General features: G+C 65.6%; 12 protein-coding genes, 1 pseudogene and 1 CRISPR repeat array. Of the genes and pseudogenes, 3 read left to right on the forward strand and 10 right to left on the reverse strand.

Annotation, left to right across the window (positions count from 1 at the left end):
• Positions 1-8: 8 nt before the first annotated feature.
• The 3 genes from ACFWYM_RS06010 to ACFWYM_RS06020 all read right to left on the reverse strand — a co-directional run bounded on the left by ACFWYM_RS06010 (position 9) and on the right by ACFWYM_RS06020 (position 6,382).
• Positions 9-4,625, reverse strand: a complete 4,617-nt coding sequence (locus ACFWYM_RS06010; protein WP_384830602.1) for a putative adhesin — start codon at positions 4,623-4,625, stop codon at positions 9-11.
• A 63-nt stretch (positions 4,626-4,688) separates the two neighbouring features.
• Positions 4,689-5,735: a hypothetical protein gene (locus ACFWYM_RS06015; RefSeq protein WP_384830605.1), complete on the reverse strand. Its 1,047-nt coding sequence runs from the start codon at positions 5,733-5,735 to the stop codon at positions 4,689-4,691.
• The gene (locus tag ACFWYM_RS06020; protein ID WP_384830606.1) at positions 5,723-6,382 is read right to left on the reverse strand and encodes a hypothetical protein; all 660 of its coding nucleotides are present in this window, start codon (positions 6,380-6,382) and stop codon (positions 5,723-5,725) included. The genes ACFWYM_RS06015 and ACFWYM_RS06020 overlap by 13 nt, the downstream gene beginning before the upstream one ends.
• A gap of 869 nt (positions 6,383-7,251) precedes the next feature.
• Between ACFWYM_RS06020 and ACFWYM_RS06025 the strand changes: the two genes are divergently transcribed.
• From ACFWYM_RS06025 to ACFWYM_RS06035, 3 genes are read left to right on the forward strand one after another with little or no spacing between them, the layout of a single operon-like run.
• Positions 7,252-7,743 (forward strand): hypothetical protein, encoded by a 492-nt coding sequence (locus ACFWYM_RS06025; protein ID WP_384830609.1) that lies wholly within the window; start codon positions 7,252-7,254, stop codon positions 7,741-7,743.
• Positions 7,730-8,752, forward strand: a complete 1,023-nt coding sequence (locus tag ACFWYM_RS06030) for a terminase large subunit domain-containing protein (RefSeq protein ID WP_384830612.1) — start codon at positions 7,730-7,732, stop codon at positions 8,750-8,752. Before ACFWYM_RS06025 ends, ACFWYM_RS06030 begins: the two co-directional genes overlap by 14 nt.
• 7 nt (positions 8,753-8,759) lie before the next feature.
• On the forward strand, positions 8,760-9,266 hold the full coding sequence (locus tag ACFWYM_RS06035; RefSeq protein WP_384830615.1) for a hypothetical protein: 507 nt from the start codon (positions 8,760-8,762) through the stop codon (positions 9,264-9,266).
• Between the two features lie 79 nt (positions 9,267-9,345).
• Positions 9,346-9,798: direct repeats of the CRISPR family, unit length 26 nt; unit sequence CGGAACACCCCCGCGTCGGCGGGGAG.
• 3 nt (positions 9,799-9,801) lie between these two features.
• Here the strand turns inward: ACFWYM_RS06035 and ACFWYM_RS06040 are convergent.
• From ACFWYM_RS06040 to ACFWYM_RS06070, 7 genes and pseudogenes are all read right to left on the reverse strand, one after another.
• A pseudogene (locus ACFWYM_RS06040) lies at positions 9,802-9,978 on the reverse strand (IS5/IS1182 family transposase); the annotation flags it as partial.
• A 221-nt stretch (positions 9,979-10,199) separates the two neighbouring features.
• The gene (gene cas6e / locus ACFWYM_RS06045; RefSeq protein ID WP_384830618.1) at positions 10,200-10,865 is read right to left on the reverse strand and encodes a type I-E CRISPR-associated protein Cas6/Cse3/CasE; all 666 of its coding nucleotides are present in this window, start codon (positions 10,863-10,865) and stop codon (positions 10,200-10,202) included.
• Positions 10,862-11,686, reverse strand: a complete 825-nt coding sequence (gene cas5e, locus ACFWYM_RS06050; protein WP_384830621.1) for a type I-E CRISPR-associated protein Cas5/CasD — start codon at positions 11,684-11,686, stop codon at positions 10,862-10,864. Before cas5e ends, cas6e begins: the two co-directional genes overlap by 4 nt.
• Entirely contained in the window at positions 11,683-12,858 is a 1,176-nt protein-coding gene (gene cas7e, locus ACFWYM_RS06055; protein ID WP_384830624.1) for a type I-E CRISPR-associated protein Cas7/Cse4/CasC, read from the reverse strand. The genes cas5e and cas7e overlap by 4 nt, the downstream gene beginning before the upstream one ends.
• A gap of 24 nt (positions 12,859-12,882) precedes the next feature.
• A complete protein-coding gene (casB, locus tag ACFWYM_RS06060) occupies positions 12,883-13,557 on the reverse strand; it encodes a type I-E CRISPR-associated protein Cse2/CasB (RefSeq protein ID WP_384830627.1) in 675 nt (224 codons plus the stop codon).
• 28 nt (positions 13,558-13,585) lie between these two features.
• Positions 13,586-15,223, reverse strand: coding sequence for a type I-E CRISPR-associated protein Cse1/CasA (gene casA / locus ACFWYM_RS06065; RefSeq protein ID WP_384830630.1), 1,638 nt, complete (start codon positions 15,221-15,223; stop codon positions 13,586-13,588).
• 36 nt (positions 15,224-15,259) lie between these two features.
• Positions 15,260-17,992, reverse strand: a complete 2,733-nt coding sequence (locus tag ACFWYM_RS06070; RefSeq protein WP_384830633.1) for a CRISPR-associated endonuclease Cas3'' — start codon at positions 17,990-17,992, stop codon at positions 15,260-15,262.
• Between the last annotated feature and the right edge of the window lie 3,178 nt (positions 17,993-21,170).

Here is a 21,170-nt window from a genome sequence, read left to right on the forward strand (position 1 = left end):
TTCCTCTTTTAGCTGACGGACCTGCAGGCGGCCCAGTGAACGGTTCCCATGTTCGGCCTAAGAAGCTCCGAAAGCCGAGTCGGCTGCGTCACGGTGAGGTTCCTCGGCATTCCTTGAATATTTAGACCATCAGGCGGGTGTAGTTCGTAATCAGGCACTTGCGATCCGGGGCCGTGCACGGCCACCGGATTCGGTGAACCTGTCTCTATTCGATTCCCCAGCGCGTCACTAATAGGCTCTCCGTGGTTACTGTAAAATGAGAGGCACGTCCCTTCGGGGATTGTAGCTACCGATGTATCACCTGGCGCGATTCCGCCGTGTCCACTGAGTACGAAGTCGCCGTCAGGGCGCCCCAAGCCTCGGACGTCCTGAACATTCCCTGCCCCATCCACCACGAAGCTCGGTGCACCACCTGGCGATCCCGCCGGCATTGCATCATACGGAGCCAGACCGTACGGATCACAGGTTACTTGGGGGCGTGCGACGTAGGTGGAGGGGTTCGGGGTGGGCGCCAGGCCCAAGGGATCGGGCGTAACGTAGCGGGCCGACTCTGGATCATAGTGACGGAAGTAGTTGTAGTGCAGGCCCGTTTCCGGGTCGAAGTACTGCCCCGGAAAGCGAAGGGGAGTATACGCTGTGGCTGATGAATTCCAAGCAGTTTTTCCCCACAAGGTTGATCGAGTCCGCCATGCTATTTCCCCCTCTTCACCGACCAGCTCCGTCGGTGTTCCGACGAGGTCAGTGACGATAGCGAAGAATCGTGAATCGATCTCTTCCTGCGGGGCATCTACGGTGGCGACTCGCTCCAATTGAGCGATGGGGTGCAGCCCTTGGTGATCCCAGGTGAGGGTCACGCATTCTTGGCGGCCTGGTGACCAGGTGGTCTGCTCACAGAGCGTGGACCCTGACCACACGAAGTCTGTTTGCTCGACGACCGACTGTCGATCTTCCCCGAGCCTCTGCTTGGCTATGCGCCGCCCGGTTGGGTCATAGAGGTATCGCCACTTAGTCCCGTCGGGCGTCTGTACAGATGTCAGGCGGTCATCTGCATCCCACTCATAACGCCATGTGTCCGGCCGACGCGAGAGTCGAACCTTCCGTCGAACTACGACTCGCCCTTGAGCATCGTGCTCGTATCGAACACTACCCGCGCGCGTAATTTGCGTTCCCGCGTAAGTTCGGGGTCCAACCGCTTCCTGCCCATCTAGCGCAGTAGGCCAAGCAGCGTCAGTCTGGTTGCCTTCTTCGTCGTAGGCATAGCGTTCAGTCCAGTTTGATGCACGGACTTCAGTTACTCGCCCTGCTTCGTCGAGGTCGAAATGACTCGTGCCGGCCAACAGATCGCTGCAGCTGGTGAGGCTGCCGTCGGCGCGATAATTGTAGGAGCGATGCTGAACAGTCTGTCCATTATGCAGGGTGTGGACGGACTGGTTTGTGCGTCGTCCCGATTCGTCGAAGGAGTGTGACAGAGTCAGGTTGCCCGCATAGCAGCGGGCTAGCTCTCTTCCAACGGGGTCCAGCTCGAATGTGATGGAGCGGTCGGAGAGCGATAGCCCGGTGCGACGTCCTGCCGTGTCATAGTTCCACTCGCTGACCGCACCGGTCGGTGTGACTCGCTTGGTGAGGCGCCCTACCGCGTCGTATTCGTACTGGACACTTCTGCCGTTGGTGGTCTCGACGACAGGAGCACCACTTACGTTCCGTTCGATGGTCAGAACCGCGTCGGCCCCGCGAGCCTCAAGTAGGTTTCCGAAGCTGTCGTATGAGAAGGAACTGACTGTGCCATCTGCGGCCTGACGGGTTATCCGACCTAGAGAGTCGCGCGCGTATTCGGTTACCTGCCCCAGAGCGTTGTAGCGTGCTGACAAACGGCCTGCTGCATCGTACTCGTAGCTCAGAGTTCGATCGTCGAAGTCAGTCTCTTCAATGAGGCGTCCCGCTCGGTCGTACGTGTAATTCCACGTCAGTCCAAGAGAGTTGACGACCTCGCGGAGTCTCAGCTGGCTGTCATGCTTGAACTCGTACCGTACGCCACTAGGCTCGATGCGGGCCGACAGAAGATCGAAGTGAGTGTATTCATAGCGGGTGACAGCACCAGAGGCATTTGTGTAGGTAAGACGGTTACCTTCGCCGTCAAAGGTCCATGATTCCGTTTCACCGTCAGCTGCTTGCCGTGAGGCAAGCTGCCCTTCAGCCGTCCAGCGAAGGTGAGTTACCTGCTCCGAGGCATCGGTGAACGACACAGGTCGACCAAAGCCATCCCTGTCGAAGGTAGCGGTGACTCCCTGCGGATCAGTCGTTGCGACAGCAAGTCCTGCTGGATCGCACCGCACTTGCGTGGTATTTCCTAGGCCATCGGTAACAGCAGTGAGGTGGCCGGAGTGCGAGTACTCAAATCGTGTCGTGGATCCGGTCGGGCTGGTTGTAGCTGTGCAGTTGCCTCGTTCGTCGTATGCGTACCGCCAAGAGGCACCGTTCGGCAGTTGGACTGCGGTGGCCAGGTTGAGCTCGTTGTACTCGTAGCGAACGACGTCTCCGTCAGGCCGGATCACTTCCAGCGGTTGACCCAATTCATTGGTCTCAACATGCGTGGTGTATCCGAGTTGATCCGACAGGGAAGCCACGTGCTCGTTGTCGTCATAGAGCGTGGTGAGAGTGCCTCCTACGGGATCAACTTCGGCTACGACCAGGCAGCGATTGTCGATGACGAAGCGCGAAGTTGCGCCTTCGCCCGTCGTAACCTCGGTGATACGGCAGTCGGGCCAGGCGGGGGCGATGACATCGTAGGTGAAAGTGTTCGCCAAGTGTCCCGCCATGCCGCTCTGGCTGATACACCGATCTTGGTCGTCATACGAATATTCATAGCGGCTGCGATTGCTATCTTCCCAAGATGAAATACGAAGTCGCTCATCGTATTCAAACCGCAGGGTCTGACCCGACGAGTTGATGACCGCAGTGAGATTTCCTTCGGTATAGCCGAATCGCTTAACCGTAACGTCGGAGCCATCGTCAGCAGCACCGGCGAGAACCAAGGACGTGACCAGACCACCGTCAACTGACACTGCTATGCGGTATCCGCCCGAGTGGCAGATGGACAGCGGAGCGCCATCGCTATCGTATTCGAAGTCGATAGCGTTCTGATTCCGATCGGTAATGCGTGTCAGAAACGCCAACTCTCCTATTGGTGCCGAGAATTGGCGGCTGTGGCCACTGATCGGTTCCGTGATGCGGTACCCACCGTTGTCCAGCCGAGTAAGCGGCCAACGAGGGCCCGACTCCGGGAAGACCTGGTCATCTGGACCTGTCGGATGGGGGTACGCAAGGAGCATGCCGTCTTCGGTGACGAAGACGACTCCCTCCTCATCGACCTCCAGCCGCTGGTCGAGAGTCGATGCCCAGGTAGGGCCAAACCACGAGCCAGTGCGGTATCCCGATGCCATACGCCTCGTGAAAGTGAACGGCAGTGTGCCAGGCAATGAAATATCGGTGGCTTCCAGGAACATCTGTCCCGTAGCGGGGTCTACGGGCTCTCCGCTGGGCCTGATCTTGTTCTTGAGGCGGTTGAATGCGCCCTTGAGGCTGTCCTTTAGAGCACCCCGGGCCGACTTGCCCAGCCCACGCACTCCATTGGCCATGGCTTTGAGACCCTTGAGGCCCTTCAAGCCCTTCATGCCCTTGGCGAGACCACGCAGGGACGTCATACCCTTCATGCCAGGGATGCAGTCCAAGGCCGCGAAGCCCACATCCCAGAGGGACGCCTGCCCGTTGGCGTATTTGTTGAGAGTGTCCGCGAGCACGACCAGGGCGGCGACCAGGACGATCGTGCCCAGGATCGGCCCGCCGATGATCATCGCGACGATGCCGAGGACGGCGACGACGACCTTGCACGCAGCGACGATGGTGTCCCAGTTGTCGGAGACCCAGTCCCCGATCTCCTCCCACCACTTGCGGTTGTGGATACCCGCGTCGGAGGCTTCATCGATCTTCTTCTTCGCGACCCCAGCAGCCTCTTCGCGCATCTTGCGCGCGTCCTCGGCCATCTTCTTGGCGGCATCGAGGGCGTTCTGCGCATCGGTCACGTCCGACTTCGCGGCCGACTGAGCCTTATCGGCGGCGTGGGCGTTGCGGGTGGCAGCCTTGACCTTGTCCTCGTCAGGCTTGGGGACGTCGCCCTTGTCCCCACGGTCCTTGTCCGTGTACTTCTTGGCTTCCTTGCCCGCCCGCTCGACCCAGGAGTCGGCAGAGGAGAGCTTAGACTTCGCTGAGGACAAGTCCCCTTGTGCTTCACGGCCTTTGGCGAGGGCCTTGTCGGCCAGGGCCTGGGCACGCTCCAGCTTCGGCCAGTAGTCCGCGAGAGCGTCGCCGGCCATCTCGTAGGACTTCTTGAGCTTCTTCAGCTTACCGGGGGCATCCTCGAACTCAGCGGTGAAGGAATCCGCCGTCTTGCCCGCCCAGGTCAGGATCGCGTCATCGCCCGCCATCCCCTTGATGTCCCGCAGCACCCCGGCGACATCGTCCGCGAAGTCGTGGAGATTCTTTGCCAGCTTCCGAACCCGTTGCGGATCACCGGGCGTTGGGTCCTTGTCGAGGTCGAGCACGTGCCAGTCAGCTGGACGGTGCGACATGAATCGATCCCCCGTGGTGCTCGTGCTAGCGGTGTTCCTTGAATACCGGTATCTGGCGCTGGGTCACCGGTTGATGGCTTGGACCTCTTCAACCACGACGTTCTGCTCGGCTCCGAACGCTCCGTTCGGCATGGGCTGCGCCCCGTCAACCCCGGTGCCGGTCCAACTGACTTCCCACATGATGGTCGCCTTCAGCTTGTACGGCGCCCCGCTAGAGGCGCGCAGATACCGGACTCCGCAAGGAGGCTCCTGGTTCCCCTTGCCCCGAGCCCATGGCTCTCCAATGGAGTCGTCCGCGTTGATGACACATTCGCCGGAGGCCGGGTAGGTCTCGGCGTCCTTCGTGCCCGGCTCCAGCCTGAGCGATACCGGCTTGGCGGTGGTGGTTGCCTCGATGTTGACGCCCTGAGCATGCAGAGCTGCAGTCACAGAGACCTTCTTGAACTTCGCCTTGTCCAGCCAGGCCCAGGTCGGCAGATTGACCTTGGTCGTGTTCTTGGGCGCCAGGGTCACCTCGGTGTCGGGCAACTTGATCTTGTTGTAGGCGAGTTCGGCGAGGATCTCCGGGTTCACAGCGTTCGGATCATCGGCCGGCTCGCCGTTCTTGACCCAGAACGGCTGCTTGTTGCACTTCTGGGCCGCGTCCTCCATCCAGCGGTCCTCGTCCCGCCGGGCCACCCACCAACTACCCTCGTCGGCCTTGCCCTTGTTGTAGTTCTTGTACTTGCCGTCCTTATAGATGTTCCGGAACTCGTAGACGGACCGGCGGGCGTAGCTCGGCTGCTTGGGATCGTTGGCGACCAGGTCGTACCCGCGCTCAGTGTCCGTCGCGAACTCGTCCGCGGAGTAGGGCTCATACCAGCAGGCGGGCGGGCTCCAGTTACCCACCGGCACCATGCGCCCGGACTTGCCGCCGGAGCCCTGCGTCGCACCCTTGAAGGTGATGCGGGAAGCGAGGGTCTTCCCCTCACGCTTGTTCTCCTGCTTGACCCCACCGTTGGAGCCACCTGGCTTGCCCCATTCGGCCATCGCCGTGTTGGGCATGAGCGCGCAGATACTCGTGATGGCTCCGACAACGAGCCATCTTCTGGCCGCCGTTACGGTGTGCATGTCTTGTCCCCCCGCTTTGATGCGAGCTTGGTGGTCTGCCAGACGCCCTTTGCGTTCTTGTCCAGGCGGGTGCTGTAGGTCACGTAGGAGTTCTTGGTGACCGGGGTTTTGGTGACCTTGTTCGTCTTGCGGTTCTTGTTGAACGCCTTGCTCTCGTCGGAGCAGTAGACGACCGAGGCAGCCTCCTTGCCGAGCATCGAGACCTTGGGCGCGTAGTAGCGCACCGTGCCGGAGTAGGTCGCCCCGGAGTCGATGATCGACTTGACCCACTGTGCACTGCCCACGAGCGCGTCGCCGTCCTGGTAGAAGCCCAAGGCTGGCTCGTCTGCGTTGCCCTTCGTGATGGCATAGGTGACGGCCGTCTGTGCATGCCCGGCGTCCGCGAGCACCGCGTCCTTTGTCGCGTCGCCTGTCTTCCAGCTGGCGAAGGTCTCCTTGACGTCCTTCGGGAGGCGCATCTCGGGCCGCTTGATCGCGTCAGAGGAGCTCGCAGTTGGCGACGCCGACTTCTTCCCCCCACTGTCACCAGCCCCAGCGATCTTGTCCTTGTCACTGGACTTGTCATCGCTACCGCCGCCGCACGCGGTCAGGGCGAGGGCTGCGGCCACGATGCCAGCGGCAACGATCGTCGACTTTCGGCGCTTCACGGTCGGCTCCCGGTGGGGCGAGGGTTTACTTGAGCAACAGAAGCTACCCGTGTGCCTGTAGCTGACACCAGGGTGGCTTCCGCCAAAACCGGCCATGCACTAGGCCAGTCTGGTCGTCACAGCCAACAAAGAAACCGGCGCCAATATCAACGAGTGCGAACAGAACGGACTCGAGCGCTGGTTCGCGCAGTACTCAGGTTGAATCCGAGATGTCCGATGCCTCGATCAGACCGTGAAGGACGAGGTCGGCAGTGTCTGGCAAACCTGGAGCCTCAGCGAGGGCCGAGGCACAAAAGTGCCGACCGTGACAGGGGGAGGGCGGTAGCAGTGCTGACGTCCACAGCGTGCATGTTCCGCACGTCTGCGGCTCTCATCGCGGGCCGGGGCGGTGCTGGTGTCCGCGTACTTGGTTTGTGGCCCCGGCAAGATTTCCGTGATGCAGGGGTGCGCCACTGTGCACCGGTGACACTCCGTCACGGACAGCGGCAGTGTCAGCGAGTGCGACGACCTCCGACGAACTGTGCCTCCGCACCTGGATGTGGTGCGGGTGGAACGGGTGTGGTCGGCGGGCGACGTGGTCCACATCGCTGCCCATATGAGGCAGGAGCGATGTGCAGCAACGCGCTCCTCCACGAACTACCCGCAGATTCATCCACAAACGAAACCCGTCGGCGACTTGTTGGGCATCAGGCGCCCCAGCTGTCGCTCCCTTCGCATAGACCCCGGCACGGTCACGGCACACGACCTCGACCCCGGGGTGCGCGCGCCGCTTCGGTGCGGGGCATGGAGAGTGGGTGCGGGTCCAGGGAGTTGTGTCATGGGCCGCCCCAACCCGGCTACTCGGGCTGCCATCACCCAGCGCCGTGCTAATGCGATCGACCATCAAGTTGGCCGGCGTCGACTGGCTGACGATCGGCCGCAACCTCGCCGCCGACCCCGCCATCAACTCCGATGGCATCGCCTACCCGCAGGGTTACGGCATCGACAAGTACAAACGCGGCCAAGAGCCCCCGGGTGACAAGCGGCTGCTCGAGCTCGCCTGCAAGGACGTCTCCAAGGCCCTCACCGAGCGCACCACCGCTCTCGATGACAGCGCCGACGAGCTGCGCCATCCCATGGCGGAGCGCCTGGAGCGGCTCTTCTTCGGCGTCTACCGGGCCGCGATCCGCAACGGCGGCTACCAGGCCGTCGACCGCGCGGTACGCATCATCGAGCGCAGCAGCCGCCTCCTGGGCCTGGACCGGCCCGTGCGCACGGAGCTGTCCGGCCCGGACGGTGGCGCCGTCCAGGTCGAGACCGCGGGCCTGGAGGAGCTGGAACGCCTGATCCACCTGGCCGGCGGCGAGGGTGGGAAGGGCTGACGAAGCGGCGGTCCTCGACCTCTACCGGACGCTTCCCGCCCAGCGTCGCCGTGAGATAGCCGCCGCCTCCAACCCGCAACTCGGCACTCGACTCATCAGGATCGAGCGGGAGTTGGCGATGGACCGATCGCCGGGCGCGATGGCCGCAGTCCTCACGGACGGCCGGGAGATGCAGGCTCCACACCTGGGGCTGATCGACGCCGCCTTCGAACAAGTCGCCGCGGGCAAGCCGACCCGGCTGCTGCTCACGATGCCGCCCCGGCACGGCGAGAGCCGCCGTGCGGCGAGATGGGCGCCACTCTGGTACCTGCGGCGCCGCCCTGAGTACCGGGTGATGATCGCCAGCTACTCATCCGACCTCGCTGACGATCACGGCCGCTGGATCCGCGACGCGATCCTCAACTACCACTCCCAGCTGGGCATCAGCCTGCGCCCCGGCTCATCCGCAGCCAACCGCTTCGACCTCACCGGCACCGCGGGCGGTGCGGTCATGGCCGGTGTCGGCGGCGGCCTCACCGGCAAGGGCGCGCACCTGGCGGTGGTCGATGACCCGATCAAGGACGCGGCCGAAGCCTCCTCCCCCACGATGCGGAAACGGCTGTGGGAGCGGTGGCAGGCCGTTCTGCTGACCCGTATCGAACCGGGCGGCTCGGTCATCCTGATCCAGACCCGCTGGGACGAGGATGACCTCGCCGGCCGAGTTCTGGCCGATGGGGGCGATCGGTGGACCGTCATCGACCTGCCCGCCCTCGCCCTGTCGGACGACGATGCCCTCGGCCGTCCGGTCGGCGCGCCTCTGTGGCCCGAACGGTACGACACTGACGCACTCGCTGAGATCCGCCGCTCGGTGGGCGAACGCGTGTGGTGGTCGCTGTACATGCAGCAGCCGCGCCCACAGGACGGCGGCGTGTGGCAGTGGCCGTGGATCACCAACAAGCGTGTCACCGCGGCCCAGTTCCGCGGCATCGACCTGACCGGATCGTTGTCGCCGTCGACCCTGCGGCGGTGAGTCCGCCGTGGGCGACGAGACCGGCATCGTGGCTGCCGCGCGCGACCGCGATGGTCGCCTCTATGTCCTGGACGACCGCTCCGGAAACCGGGGCGCCGACGCCTGGGGCCGCGAAGCGTGCCTGCTCGCCATCGAACTTCGCGCCGACGCTATCGTCGTCGAGTCGAACTTCGGCGGCGACATGAGCAGCCAGATCCTCCACCAGGCATGGCAAGAACTCGCCCGCGAGCAGCGCACCGAGAACATGCTCATGCCTGCCATCCTGCCCGTGACCGCCAAGAGCGGCAAGAGACTCCGGGCCGAGCCGATCGCCCAGCTCTACGAGCAGGGGCGCGTGCACCACGTTGGTGAGTGGCCCATCCTCGAACAGCAGATGGTGACCTGGATTGCTGGTATGGGCTCACCGGACCGCATGGACGCCGCGGTGCATGCACTCACACAGCTCGCTGACCCCACAGCCTCCGGGACCTCACCAATCTCGTACGGAGATCATCGGCTATCCGGTCGCCGGTAGTCCGCCGCCGAAACTGGAGCGGAAACACCCACGCATCGGCAAGGAACCAGGATTGCCCGATATGCGGCCGCATCGGCACCAGCTCACCCCCGCGTCGACGGGGAGCACGTCACCGTGCCGCTCGTCGCCTCCGATACGGCCGGAACACCCCCGCGCCGACGGGGAGAACGTCCCCCGCTGCGCCGCACGCATCCGCGAGCACGGAACACCCCCGCGTCGGCGGGGAGCACACGGTGGTGGTGGACGGCAGGCGCCGGAAGGTCGGAACACCCCCGCATCGGCGGGGAGGACTAGCCGTCGCGGTCGATGTCGCAGACGGTGACCGGAACACCCCCGCGTCGGCGGGCAGCACTTGGCGCGGCTGTCGCCCATCGTGGAAACGAGCGGAACACCCCCGCGTCGGCGGGGAGCACCTCCCCGCGGCAGTGCTGGTTGCCCTGTTCGGCGGAACACCCCCGCGTCGGCGGGGAGCACGGATCCAGTTCGGCGCTGCGGGTCTTCGCCCGCGGAACACCCCCGCGTCGGCAGGGCGGACGCGCCAGTACGTAGCCACCAGCAACACCCGGTCTTCCAGCGGCAATCGCCACGGCCAACCCCGTTGGATGTCACCACCCCGCCGCACCAGCGCGACGATCCGGTTGAACTGCACCGGGCTCAGCTCGACGAACCGTTCGACCCACTTCGGATCATCTGCTGAAATCACCCCACTCATGACCGGCAAGACCCCAATGCCTGCCAGTAACGGGACAACATCTAAAGCCTGTTACACAACGGCGATCACGCTCGGATCCGGTCATGAGTGGCAAGATCGAGTGCCCGATTACGCCCTCGTTTCACCCGGTTCGAGAGACGCTACGAGGCGAGTCTCGGAAGATCGTTCGGCCATTGTGCAACAGGCTTTAGCCGAATACTGGGCAGCGCGCTCGTATGGACTCATCGAGCGGGAGCAATGCTGAGGAGCCCGCATCCGTATGCCTTGCCTCGCCCGATACCTGCAGTGAGCTTCTCGCGAAGAAGATCGCCGTCATTGACGCGGGCCGTTCCGTCGAATTGTGTACGGGCATGCTGGATGCGCTGCCTTGCGGTAGAACCATTGGAACCGCGATAGCCGCGTACCGTGGCGAGCGGGTGGGCGTTGATGTGCATGGGTTCCAAACCAGCTGCGGTGGACTGGCGTTCCCACCATTCAACAGCGGCATCGCCGCTCAAGGCCACGACCGGCGGGAGCCTGTACGCCTTCCGAGAGGTGGCCCCGGGCTTGCGCACGGGATTGGCCACACATCGGTAGTTGACGACCATCCCCTTGTGCAGGTTCGACAACAAGGTGTCAAGGGATCGCGTTTCGACGTTGCCGTAGTCGTCTGGCAGGCGTGAGGAGTCGGGTTCCATGCGGCTCTGCAGGAGGATCTGCGGTCCACGTGGGGTTTCCTCGGCACGGAACAAGACTCCGAAGGCGGCCCGGGCCGGGCCTTCGACTCCGTCGGGGAACATCTGCAGCATGCGCTGGTGCAGTCGGATTCCTTGGTCACTGCCTCCGAGGTCCCGGCGGGCCTCGCGAGAACTGGGCGAGGGCACGATGCGGGTCAGCCACAAAGTCACCGGGTGCTCCTCTCCGGCTCGGCGATATGGGTTTCGATGTAGCTTTGGAGCTTTTCCAGGTAGCCGGTGCCGAAGCCTTCGTACGTGGCATGCGGAAGGTGCAGGGCGCGCCGGTACAGCGGCCGGGGACGATACTGGCGCTCCAGCGGTGCGAACGACAGCGGTTCGTCGGTGACTTCGCCGCTGGGGTGGTCACCATCGCCCCTGTCTGCGGCGTCAGGGTCCACGGGGAGTGCTCCGAGCGGTCTGTCGGCGTAGAACTCGATCGGCTGCGGGCCGCTGCGTGGCCTCTTGGCTGCTAGGGGCATCCGTTCCAGGTGGTGCAGTGGATCTTCCGTGGTTCCCAGCAGGATCGGGCCTTCCGGCGGGCAGGATCGGCGGCCGAGAAAGAGGGGCCAGTGCGGGTCGCGCAGGGCTGCCGCGCAGGCGTGCAGCAGCCCTTCGTCGTCGGACGTGAGGGCGAGGGTGAAAGCAGCATCGGCGAGGTACTGGCGCCTGGTCACCAGGGTGCCCTTGCCCTCGGTCCGGCGTTTTCCGTCGACGGTGATTACTGTCTCATCGGCGGGCAGGCCACCGCCTACGGTGTGGAAGTCGGACAGCACGACGCCGGGTCGGTCGACACGTACCGTCATCGAGAGCGCCGCGATGTCGTCCACGGGTGCCTCGCGTCCCCGCCCGAGACCTGCGGCGAGCATCCCCACGACGCCGGACCGGGTGGGGAATCGGGCTGTGTCACGCCGCAGGTACTTGCTGTGTGTGCCCCAGGACTGGAGTGGGCCTGCCAGGCGCAACAGCAGCCCCCGGGCGGGAGTTTCGGTCACTGCGGGGCCTCGGCAAGAGCAGCATCGACGGCGGCGGTGATGAGGGCTTCGAAGGACGCCTGCCGCTCGCCGAGGTGCTCCAGCTTGTCGGCATGGAGGGATGCATGCGCTGCATGCAGGACGCGGTCGGGGCCGAGAAGAGTGTTCGCGGCCTTGGAGTAGGCGTCGATGCCTTGCACGGAGCGTGCGACGAAGCCGCCGTGTGCGGCTGCCCTTACGGGTTCCTCGAAGGCTGCGGCGAAGGACAGCGGACGGTCGGAGCGGACGGCCACGTGGACCAGGTGCGGGAGGGTATGGGGGGCCGTGGAATTCTTCTTCGCCTGCGGCAACGCCTCGATGAAAGAGAGCAGGAACTGGCCGGCGAGCTCGCGGGCGGCCTCGAGACCGGTGTCGCTGTCGTCGCTCAGATTCTTGATGAGTTCCTTGAGGTCAACCGTGGCGAACCGGTAGAAGGTTCCGGTGCTGAACTCGGCAGTGCCCATGTGGCCGCTGCCGGTTTCATCGCCCTTTGCCTCGGTGACATCGTCGACGGCTGCGAAGTAGTCGAGTTCGACCTCGGTCGTGTGCGTGGTGAAGGCGTGCGCGACCTGAACGGCACCGTCAACGTCGGCCTGGTCGACCTCGGCGAGCATGCGGCCGAAGAGGTTGATGACACCGTTCTTCTTCACAAGAATCTTGTCGATCTTCCCTTTCAGGGCGCTCTCGGGCTTCTTCGATCCCTTGCCGGTGAAGTCGGTCGTGAGCGCATCCTTGTGGGCTTCGGCGATGTCAGCCAGTTCCTCGACAGCGTCTTGGGGGAGGTAGACGAGCGCGTTGGTCAGGACCTTGTTCGTGATGGGCTGCTTGTCCTTGCCCTTGGCCACCTCCCATTTGATGCTGCTCCCCGCCGCAACATGAGCACCAGCGCGTTCGGCAAGCTCCTGCTCCCACCCACGGCCTCGGAGCGCTTCGGCGACCCGCTCGCCGATGCGGCGTGTGCGCAGCGCGCTGTCGCCGAGCGTGTCCTGGAAGTGTTCGCGGATGGCGCGCTTCCAGGACTGGCTGGAGATGCGGGTACGCAGGGCGTCGCCGTAGAGCATGGTTTTCACCGAGTTGGTGTCGTCCCGATTCAGGTTTGCGTAGGGAACGGGTTGGACGACGTGGATGTCGAGGAAGCGGGGCTTGCGTTCCATCAGGGATCTCCTGTGGGTGAGGGGTCAGTCGTGGTCGGCGCCGGCGGTGATCCGGTAGAAGTCCTGCAGCCAGCGGCGGCTGATGCGCCCGGACTGGTAGGGCCAGGAGACGAGGTCTGCCAGCAGTTGCCCCCAGTCGATGGAGGTTCCGGTGGCCCGCACCTGATTCACCGCGGCAGGCAGGTGCAGGTGGATGCCGCGCAGGCTCTGCCGTGTCAGGAGGTTGATGCGGCTGTCTGCGGCGCTCATCCGCATGGAGGCGCCCTTCGCGGTGACGGCATGGCCCAGAGCGGCACCGAACGAGGTGCCGTACGGCGTGGGATCGGGCGGGGTGGCGTCCTCGTCTGATTCTCCGTCCTCCTGAAAAGCCTGTTTGTTCACTGCCCCTTGTTCGTCTGCGGTGTCTTCGTCGTCTTCCTGGTCGGGCGCGAAGGCGTGTCGGGGCTGGGCCGCGATCAGGGAGGCCACCGTGTAATGGGCCTGCGCTGTCTTGTCGTCGCACCCGTCCGGCAGTCGCGGTGTCAGCAGCCGGTGCATGGGACGGGCGCGCGGGTGGTCCAGATCGCGGCGCAGCCCCGCGCGCAGCGCCGCACGGGCACCGGGGTCTGTGCGGCACAGGCGTTCAATGTGCGCGGTGAATGCGGCATACGAAGCGCGATTCCTCTGGCGCTTGTTCGCTTCAGGGGCTTGGAAGGTCACGGCGTGTCCTCGGGTCGGCGGGCGACGGTCACGACTTCTTGGCCGCCCGTTTCGTCTTCGTTTGCTCCATCGCCTTGTGCGGGTCTTTCAGGGCGGCCAGGATGATCGCCTTCGCTCGGGTGACGGCCTTCGCTCCTCGTGGGGTGCGCGTCACGGAGTCGGTCACCTGCTCGTACGCGTCGAGCGCGTGCCGGCCGAAAGCCCGGTATGCGGCCTCGAAGTCGAAGCCGGAGTCCGCAGCGCCGTCGGAGCGTGTCAACTGCCGGAACCGCGACCAGAACTCGTCCTCCGCCGACGGCCAGTACCGTGCCGCGGCCGCGTCCAGCCAGACCCCCGGATCATTCTTCTTGTCATCCGTGTACTTCAGCCAGGCTTCCTTTGTGGCCTGCTCCAGCCGGTCCCCGAACAGCTCGCCGAGTTCCCGTAGCTGGCGTACGGGCCACTCGGAACTCACCACGTCCTGCTCTACTCGGGAAAGGAGTACCGGGGTTGAGGAGTCGACGTATTGGTGGTTTGCCGCCTGGCTGGCGTCCTGTTCAAAGCCGAGGGCCCGTACCCGCAGGTACTCGCTGACGTCGAAGGCATGGTCCATGACCTTGGGCTGGATGGGGCTCGAGTCGTCCATCTGCTTGAGCAGAAGGGCGTCGATGTCGCGCCACAAGGAACGGGAGGAGCGTGCAGGCCGTGGGTAGGTGTTCCCGTCCTTGTCGATGTCCCAGATCAGGTAGTCGTCTTCCGGCCGGATCCGCTCGGCGTCGTACGCCCAGGTGATGTACGCATCAGCCGTATGCGCGCCGTCCTCGGCTGGGACGAGAAGGAGCGCGTGCTGCGAACAGGCGGTGAGCCGTGAGCAGGGGCCCAGCGGCTCGGGCATCGGCTTGAGCGGGTCCGGTAAGTCGTCCCGCTCCCAGGGGCACAGGTCGGTCTGGCGGTCTACGTCACCATCGGGTGGGGTCAGGCCGGCCAGCAAGGTCTGGAAGAGGTTGTCGCACTCCGGGTGATACGACAGTGCGGCGCGCAGCGGTGATGCCTTGGCATAGTGGTGACTCACATCCCGGACTGCACGCCTCGAGAGGGCGCCGGGGGCTCCCCAGTAGTGCCAGGTCAGCAGCGACAGTGCCGCCTGCGAAAGGCCGGGGGGTAAGGGGTTCGCATGGCTCCAGTGCGCGAACCAGGAGTGGTTGTTGCCCGCCGCCCGGCTCATGACCAGCTTGTGGACCCCGGCCGTGCTGTTCTGGTCGCACTGGTCAGAAAGGCGGGGGTCCTGGAGCCAGGGACGATAGTGATCGAACAGATCGAAGCGGTGGCTCCACTGCTGGAAGTAGCCGTCGACGCCGGCCTTGCGGCCGTCAGAGAGTTCCATGCTCTGCGCAAAGAGACCCTGCTCGAGGACTTCCTCCCGCCGATCGCCCCAGCTGCCGGGCCCGGCCTCGTCCAGAGCGGTGATCCGGGCGGTGAGCGCGTACAGCAAGCGCAGCAGCGCGGAGTGAGCCGGAGCTTCCGGGATCAGCAGGGTGCGAATGTCTCGGGCGTGCAGGAACAGGTCCCTCAGACCCACTTTTGGTGGTCCTGACTTTCCCTCCACCCAGGCGACCGGAATCCATGGCTGGTCGATCAGATTGGACACAGGCGTGGTCACGCCCCTCCCCCGTGGTCGAACGTCCATCGAATCGTAGAAGGAGAAGCGGAGCGGTGTGGGCCGTTACGGCAACTGATCAATCGTCAGGCCGAGTTCACTCAGGTGGAATCGATGCGTCGCGCTGGTGTGCACCCACGTGCCGTCCCTCTCGACCAGGTTCAGCCGAAGGACGTTCCTGAGAGCGGGCATGTCACGCCACGCTTTGTTGGCATCGCCCTCCACGCCCTCGACCAGTCGCTTCGGCACCGGGATCAGGTAAGGGACCAGCTGGCCCGGCCGCCTTGGTCTCCCGCCCTTGGAACGCTCAAGCCTCTGCTCAAGGACGCCGTCCTCGAGCAGATGGCCGACCGTGCGCCCCTGCTCGTTCCGCTCGGGGTACAGGCACACCACATGCACCATCTCCTCGCCGAGCACGCAAGAAACCAGCTCTGCCTCCATGCCGGGGTGGTCGCGGCTGAGCAGGCCGAGGTCGCCATCGAGCTCTCGCGGTCCGGGAACGCAGAGCCAGCCCGCCGTCCCGCCGGCTCTGCGTTCCCGGACCGTGCGCAGGTTGTCGAGCTGCTGGAGCTCACGCGCCGCAGACTCGTCCAGCCTCTCGACGAGCTCGTCGCCGTACACCTCATCCAGCAGCAGGGGCAGTTCTCCGGGCAGAGAAACCGTCCTGCCCGCCCCGACGAGCATGTCGGTGCGCCGCACCAGTGCGGCGTCGTCCAGTTGGGACGTAGTGTCCGCGCGCAGCACCACGAGCCGCGGCCGGTCCCCTGTGCTCTGCGCCGCACGGGCCAGCAGGTCCGCCAGCGGTGCGAGCCCGGACAGGACGAGGTCGAAATGCAGGCCCCGGACGTGTTCCAGCATCGGCGTCGTCACCAGCACCGCGGGGCCGGGAGCTCCACCGTCGTGGGAGAAGGCGCTGCTGCAGGCTGCCAGACGCTGCCACCGGTCCTTGTTGCGCATCTGTTCATGGATCAGCATCACCTCCATGCCGGGCAGGTCCTGGGTGAGCTGCCGGAACGTGCAGATGGCTTCCGCAGGTGTCGACCGGTAGACGACGGCCCGTCCCTTGCCGGCCGCGGCCATGGGGGCGAGAGCCGCCTGGATCTCGTCGACCGGCGCACCGTCGACGACCGTAATGCTGAGCGTGCTGGCCCGAACGGCCCCGGCAGGCTGCTCGGGCAGATACCTGTCTCCGGACCGGGCGTCCACGAACGACCACCCCGGCAGCCGGCGCGGCTGCACCACCGGCGCCTTTCCCCCTCCTGCGCCACGGCGGTATGCCGCCAGCATCGCGTCCACCGACCGGTCCGCAGCCATCGCGGCCAGGACCACGGGAATGCGCAGCGCGGCGGCCCACTCCAGGAACCGGAGCATCAGCTTCTGCCCCCAGGCGCCGCGGGCATGGGCTTCATCCACCACAACGACCTTGCCGGAAAAGGCAAAGAGCCTCATCACGTTGAACTTCACCGGCATCACAGCCTGCAGAAGTTCATCCACCGTCCCCGTACCGAGCGCAGCCAGGAGCGCGCGGTGATGGGAGTTGAGCCAGCTGTTCGCCGTCGGGGCCCACTCCTCACCCACCTCCGCACTGACCGTGTCGGCCGCATGGGCCCGCGCCCACTCCTCCACGGCTTCCGCCGGCTTCAACCGGGAGGAGCTGTGGAGCAGCAGAGAGCGCCAGGGACCGCTCAGTGCCTGCTCGGCGAAAGCATGCACCTGCGCCAAGTGACTGTCCGCCGCTGACCCGGTCGGCAGCGCATAAAAGATGCCTCGCGCGTTCGCTGCCTGCCCAAGAACAGCTGCGGCACAAAGGGCCGCATCCGTGCGCTCCTTTGACGGCGGAGCCGTCACGACCACCATGCCCGGCCCGTGCTCCGTCACCAGAACCGGCAACTGGCATGCAATACCCGCCGCAAGACCAGCCCCGCCCGTGCCCTGAATCAGCTTCGGCGACTGGACAAAGCCCGTCCCGAGCAGGTCCGTCTGCGCCAACAGATGCGGAGCTGCCGTGCGGGCGATCTGCCAGTAGGAGTCCAGGTCTTCAGGAGAGCCGGCCCATCCGTCTTCCCTCAGCCGGGTCCGGATCTCGCCTTCGAGACTGGCCAGCCAGTCCGACAAGACCACCAACCCCGACAGGACCACAGCCGCTCCCGGCGTCATCCGCCCCTGCGCAACCGGCTTCGCCCCGGTCACTCTGCGCACTTCGTCACAGTGGATCCGCCGCTGCTCCTCCCAACTGCCCGCACCCATACCGGGGTGACGCGCCGCAGGGCACCTCACGTCCTTGCCGTAGACCACCGGGTGGAAACGGCCACCGTGCCCACCGAGCAGCTGGGCCACCGCATGACTGAGCTGGGACTGCGGACGCCGCTGCGACGACGGATAGCCGATCTCCCCAAAGATCCCTGCCAGCCACCAGTGCGCCACTGCCTCGTGTGATGGCCTGTCATGCGCGGCGCCGGCACCAAACCCGTACCCCGGCTCACCGCTCAGCACCTGCGCCAGCAGCTTCCCGTCCTCGTCCTTCGGTCCATCCCGGTGCAGTTGGAACGGCACACTGATCTTCCCGATGTCGTGCAGACCCGCCCAGAAGGCCGCGAGCGCCCGCCCCTGCTCATCCGAAACCTGCAGCGCCGCCACCACCATGCTCCGCTGGTGCACGGTCAGCAGCTGGTCCCAGACGACCTCAGCGACGGCCGCCGTGTCCAGCAGGTGACAGATCAAAGGATGCGTGTGGTGTGCACCGCGGGCGTTCTTCCCCAGCCGGGCAGCCTTGCCCCACAGGCGGGAGTCCAGCGACATGATGCTCCTCGTCACGGGTTCGGTGCAGGTGCGCTTCAGCAGAACGCAGCACAAAGAGCCCGGCCTGCAACGCCCAGTCGCCTCGCGTCGCCGCATCCCGTTGACCGGCGGACGAGGATTCGGTCAACCGCAGGCACACCAACTTGGTCTCCCCGTAGACTACTTACTGCTGCACGCCTCTCTGGGAGGTGCGCGGAACCTCATTGACTCTCCAGCCCACGGCACGTCGAGATGAACGCACGACCCTCCCGAGGGACGTGGCGCAACCTCGGCTTTGTACCGCGCTCTGGAGAAACAGTGTCCCGGTTCCTGCGGAAGTTCGTCCTGCGACGCGAGGTCCTCCTCGAGGTCTCACGCATGACGGTCAGCGCGGTACTCCGTGCCCTGATCAACGAACTCGTCAGCTGGCTCTGCTGAGCCAACGGTGACGGATCCCAGAGGTCCGTCACCTCTCAGACCTCGCCAGCGTCCTACGGAAATCGTCGGCTTCCGGCCGCGGTTGATCCGTCGTCGGCGTCCCCGTACGCAACCGCTGGATCGACAATCACGCCCCCCACCCACCATCCTCATGGCACGGCATCGGCCCCCTCGCCGACATCCGGCTCCTCCCACACACCGGCACACCAGCCAGCTACCGCAGCGGAAGTCGGATACATAGGCCCCTGAGGCGCTTACCTCACGTGAGCGACACCGATAGATTCTCCCTGCCTGACGGCTTTGCACCTTGAATCAAAAATAAGCAAGCCCTACACCGTGCAGAACCGCAGCCGCATGAGCGACTCCCTAAGGAGAGTTCTGGCTCTCTGCTAACCTGCATGGTTTTCCCCGCCGACGCGGGAGTGTTCCGCCGCTGACCTCACTGGGGCTGAACCCCGACCCGTTCTCCCCGCCGACGCGCGGTGTTCTGCTGAACCACGCCGTGACCGTGATCGGCACCGCGTTCTCCCCGCCGACGCGGGGGTGCTCCGATCTTCCTTGCCATACGGGAAATGCCGCTTCCGTTCTCTCTGCCGACGCAGGGGTGTTCCGGACGTTGGCTGGGACTCCGAGGACTGGCGTCAGTTCTCCCCGCCAACGCGGGGTGTTCCTCCTCCCGGATCAGCACGGTGAGACAAGGCGGAGCCTTCCCCGCCGACGCGGGTGTGTTCCGGCGTACGCGAACCTGAACTGGTACGGCCCCTTGTTCTCCCTGCCAGCGCGGGGCTGTTCTGGCTCCGGCGGTCTCGCCGCCCTGCCGTACAGCGTTCACCCCGCGGACGCGGGGGTGTTCCATTCGAGTTGGCGGGGGCCGCTTCGCTTCACTCGTTCTCCCCGCCGACGCGGGGGTGTTCCGTTCCCTACCTGGCCGGGCTGTTCGGTGTCCGGGTTTTCCCCGCTGACGCGGGGGTGTTCCGGTCGCGAAGACCAGGCGGAGCGGGCCGGACAGGTTCTCCCCGTCGACGCGGGGGTGTAACGACTCCCACCTCACCCTCGACATCCGAGACGGCGTTCTTCCCGCCGACGCGGGGTGTTCCGGACAAGGACCGGCCGTGCAAGTACGGTGCCTGGTTCTTCCCGCCGACGCGGGGGTGTTCCGGCAAAGAGCGTGACCATGAGCTGTGCCATGGGGTTCTCCCCGCCGACGCGGGGGTGCTCCGCTGACGGGGGGCGGGACGAACGCGACCGACCCGTTCTCCCCCGCTGACGCGGGGGTGTTCCGCAGCCCGTCGACGGCGGCGTCCCCGAGCCCGTGTTCTCCCCACCGAAGTGGGGGTGTTCCGACCTCTCCCCCGCCCTGGACGAGGCCCGCATCGTTCTTCCCGCCGACGCGGGGGTGTTCCTTTGTGCTTCCGCGTATCGCTCCACGGGATACCGTTCTCCCCGCCGACGCGCGGGTGTTCCGCCAGCAGAGGTGCTCACGAACTCGTTGCGCAGGTCCTCCCGCGGGCGCGGGCGTGCTCCGTTCGCGGAGCCGCGCGAGGTGACGTGGGAGACGGTCTCCCCGCCGATGTGGGGGTGTTCCGATGATGCGCGACCTGTCGCTGATCCAGCCGCCGTTCTCCCCGCCGACGCGGGGGTGTTCCGGAGGGCGAAAAGACGGGGCACTTCCAGATCTAGTTCTCCCCACCGACGTGGGGGTGTTCCGGGAATTAAGGCGGTCTGGGACAAGGTCGCTCGGTGGTCCCCGCCGACGCGGGGGTGTTCCGGAGCACGAGTCCATCTTGTGAGGCCAGCACGGGTTCTCCCCGCCGACGCGGGGGTCTTCCGGCCGGATAGCTGGTCAGCCCCGCCCGTCTCGTGTTCTCCCCGCCGACGCGGGGGCCTTCCGCCTGCGGAGGGGCAGCGGCCCGGAGGCTACACGTTCTCCTCGCCGACGCCAGGGTGTTCCGTTCGTGTCATCGTGGAAAGCGACACCTACGAGTTCTCCCCACCGACGTGGGGATGTTCCGGCATCTCCCAGGCCGAAGGCTTCGATCTCGTCGGCCTCTCCACCGGCGTGGGGCGCTACGGCGTCGCAGGAGTTCTTGGCGGCCTCGCGGGCATTCTCCCCGCCGACGTGAGGGTGTGCCGGCGTAGTGCTCCTCAATGCCGGGGGGCTTGTGGTTCTCCCTGCCGACGCGGGGCTGTTCTGCCGAGCTCGTACAGCCGCGGCGGCTCGACCGCGTTCTCCCCGCCGACGCGGGGGTGTTCCGGCGCTGTCCAACGTCCGCGCGGTGACCGGCGCGTTCTCCCCGCCGACACGGGGGTGTTTCGACGTACGTCTCCTCCATCTCCTCCGGGTAGCCGACCTTCCCGCCGACGCGGGGATGTTCCGATGTGGCGGCGCATGAGGGACAAAGGAACCCGGTTCTCCCCGCCGACGCGGGGATGTTCCGACTTCGTTGGTCGCCGAGCGGCCGTTCTCTCCGTTCTCTCCCCACCGAAGTGGGGGTGTTCCGAAGTACGGGCCCCGGTACTGCGTGTCGGCCGCGTTCTCCCCGCCGACGCGGGGGTCTTCCGGAGCGGCTGGCGACTCTGGAGGGCGAGCCGCAGTTCTTCTCGCCGACGCGGGGGTGTCCCGGTGGGTTCCGCCTTCATTGACTTGCAGGCGTGGCTCTCCCCGCCAACGCGGGGGTGTTCCGGTGGAGCGCCCGCACCGCAGGCGCGTTCGTGAGTTCTCCCCGCCGACGCGGGGGTGTTCCGGTCAGGTTGGGGGCGT

It is taken from the genome of Streptomyces sp. NPDC059009 (genome assembly GCF_042740175.1).
Taxonomy (GTDB): Bacteria; Actinomycetota; Actinomycetes; order Streptomycetales; family Streptomycetaceae; genus Streptomyces.

Excerpts from the sequence above, each read along its gene's own strand:
- casA (WP_384830630.1), bottom strand. The coding sequence starts at position 15,223 with ATGGACGTTCGACCACGGGGGAGGGGCGTGACCACGCCTGTGTCCAAT.
- cas7e (WP_384830624.1), bottom strand. The coding sequence starts at position 12,858 with ATGGAACGCAAGCCCCGCTTCCTCGACATCCACGTCGTCCAACCCGTT.
- ACFWYM_RS06070 (WP_384830633.1), bottom strand. The coding sequence starts at position 17,992 with ATGTCGCTGGACTCCCGCCTGTGGGGCAAGGCTGCCCGGCTGGGGAAG.
- ACFWYM_RS06015 (WP_384830605.1), bottom strand. The coding sequence starts at position 5,735 with ATGCACACCGTAACGGCGGCCAGAAGATGGCTCGTTGTCGGAGCCATC.
- ACFWYM_RS06010 (WP_384830602.1), bottom strand. The coding sequence starts at position 4,625 with ATGTCGCACCGTCCAGCTGACTGGCACGTGCTCGACCTCGACAAGGAC.
- ACFWYM_RS06025 (WP_384830609.1), top strand. The coding sequence starts at position 7,252 with ATGCGATCGACCATCAAGTTGGCCGGCGTCGACTGGCTGACGATCGGC.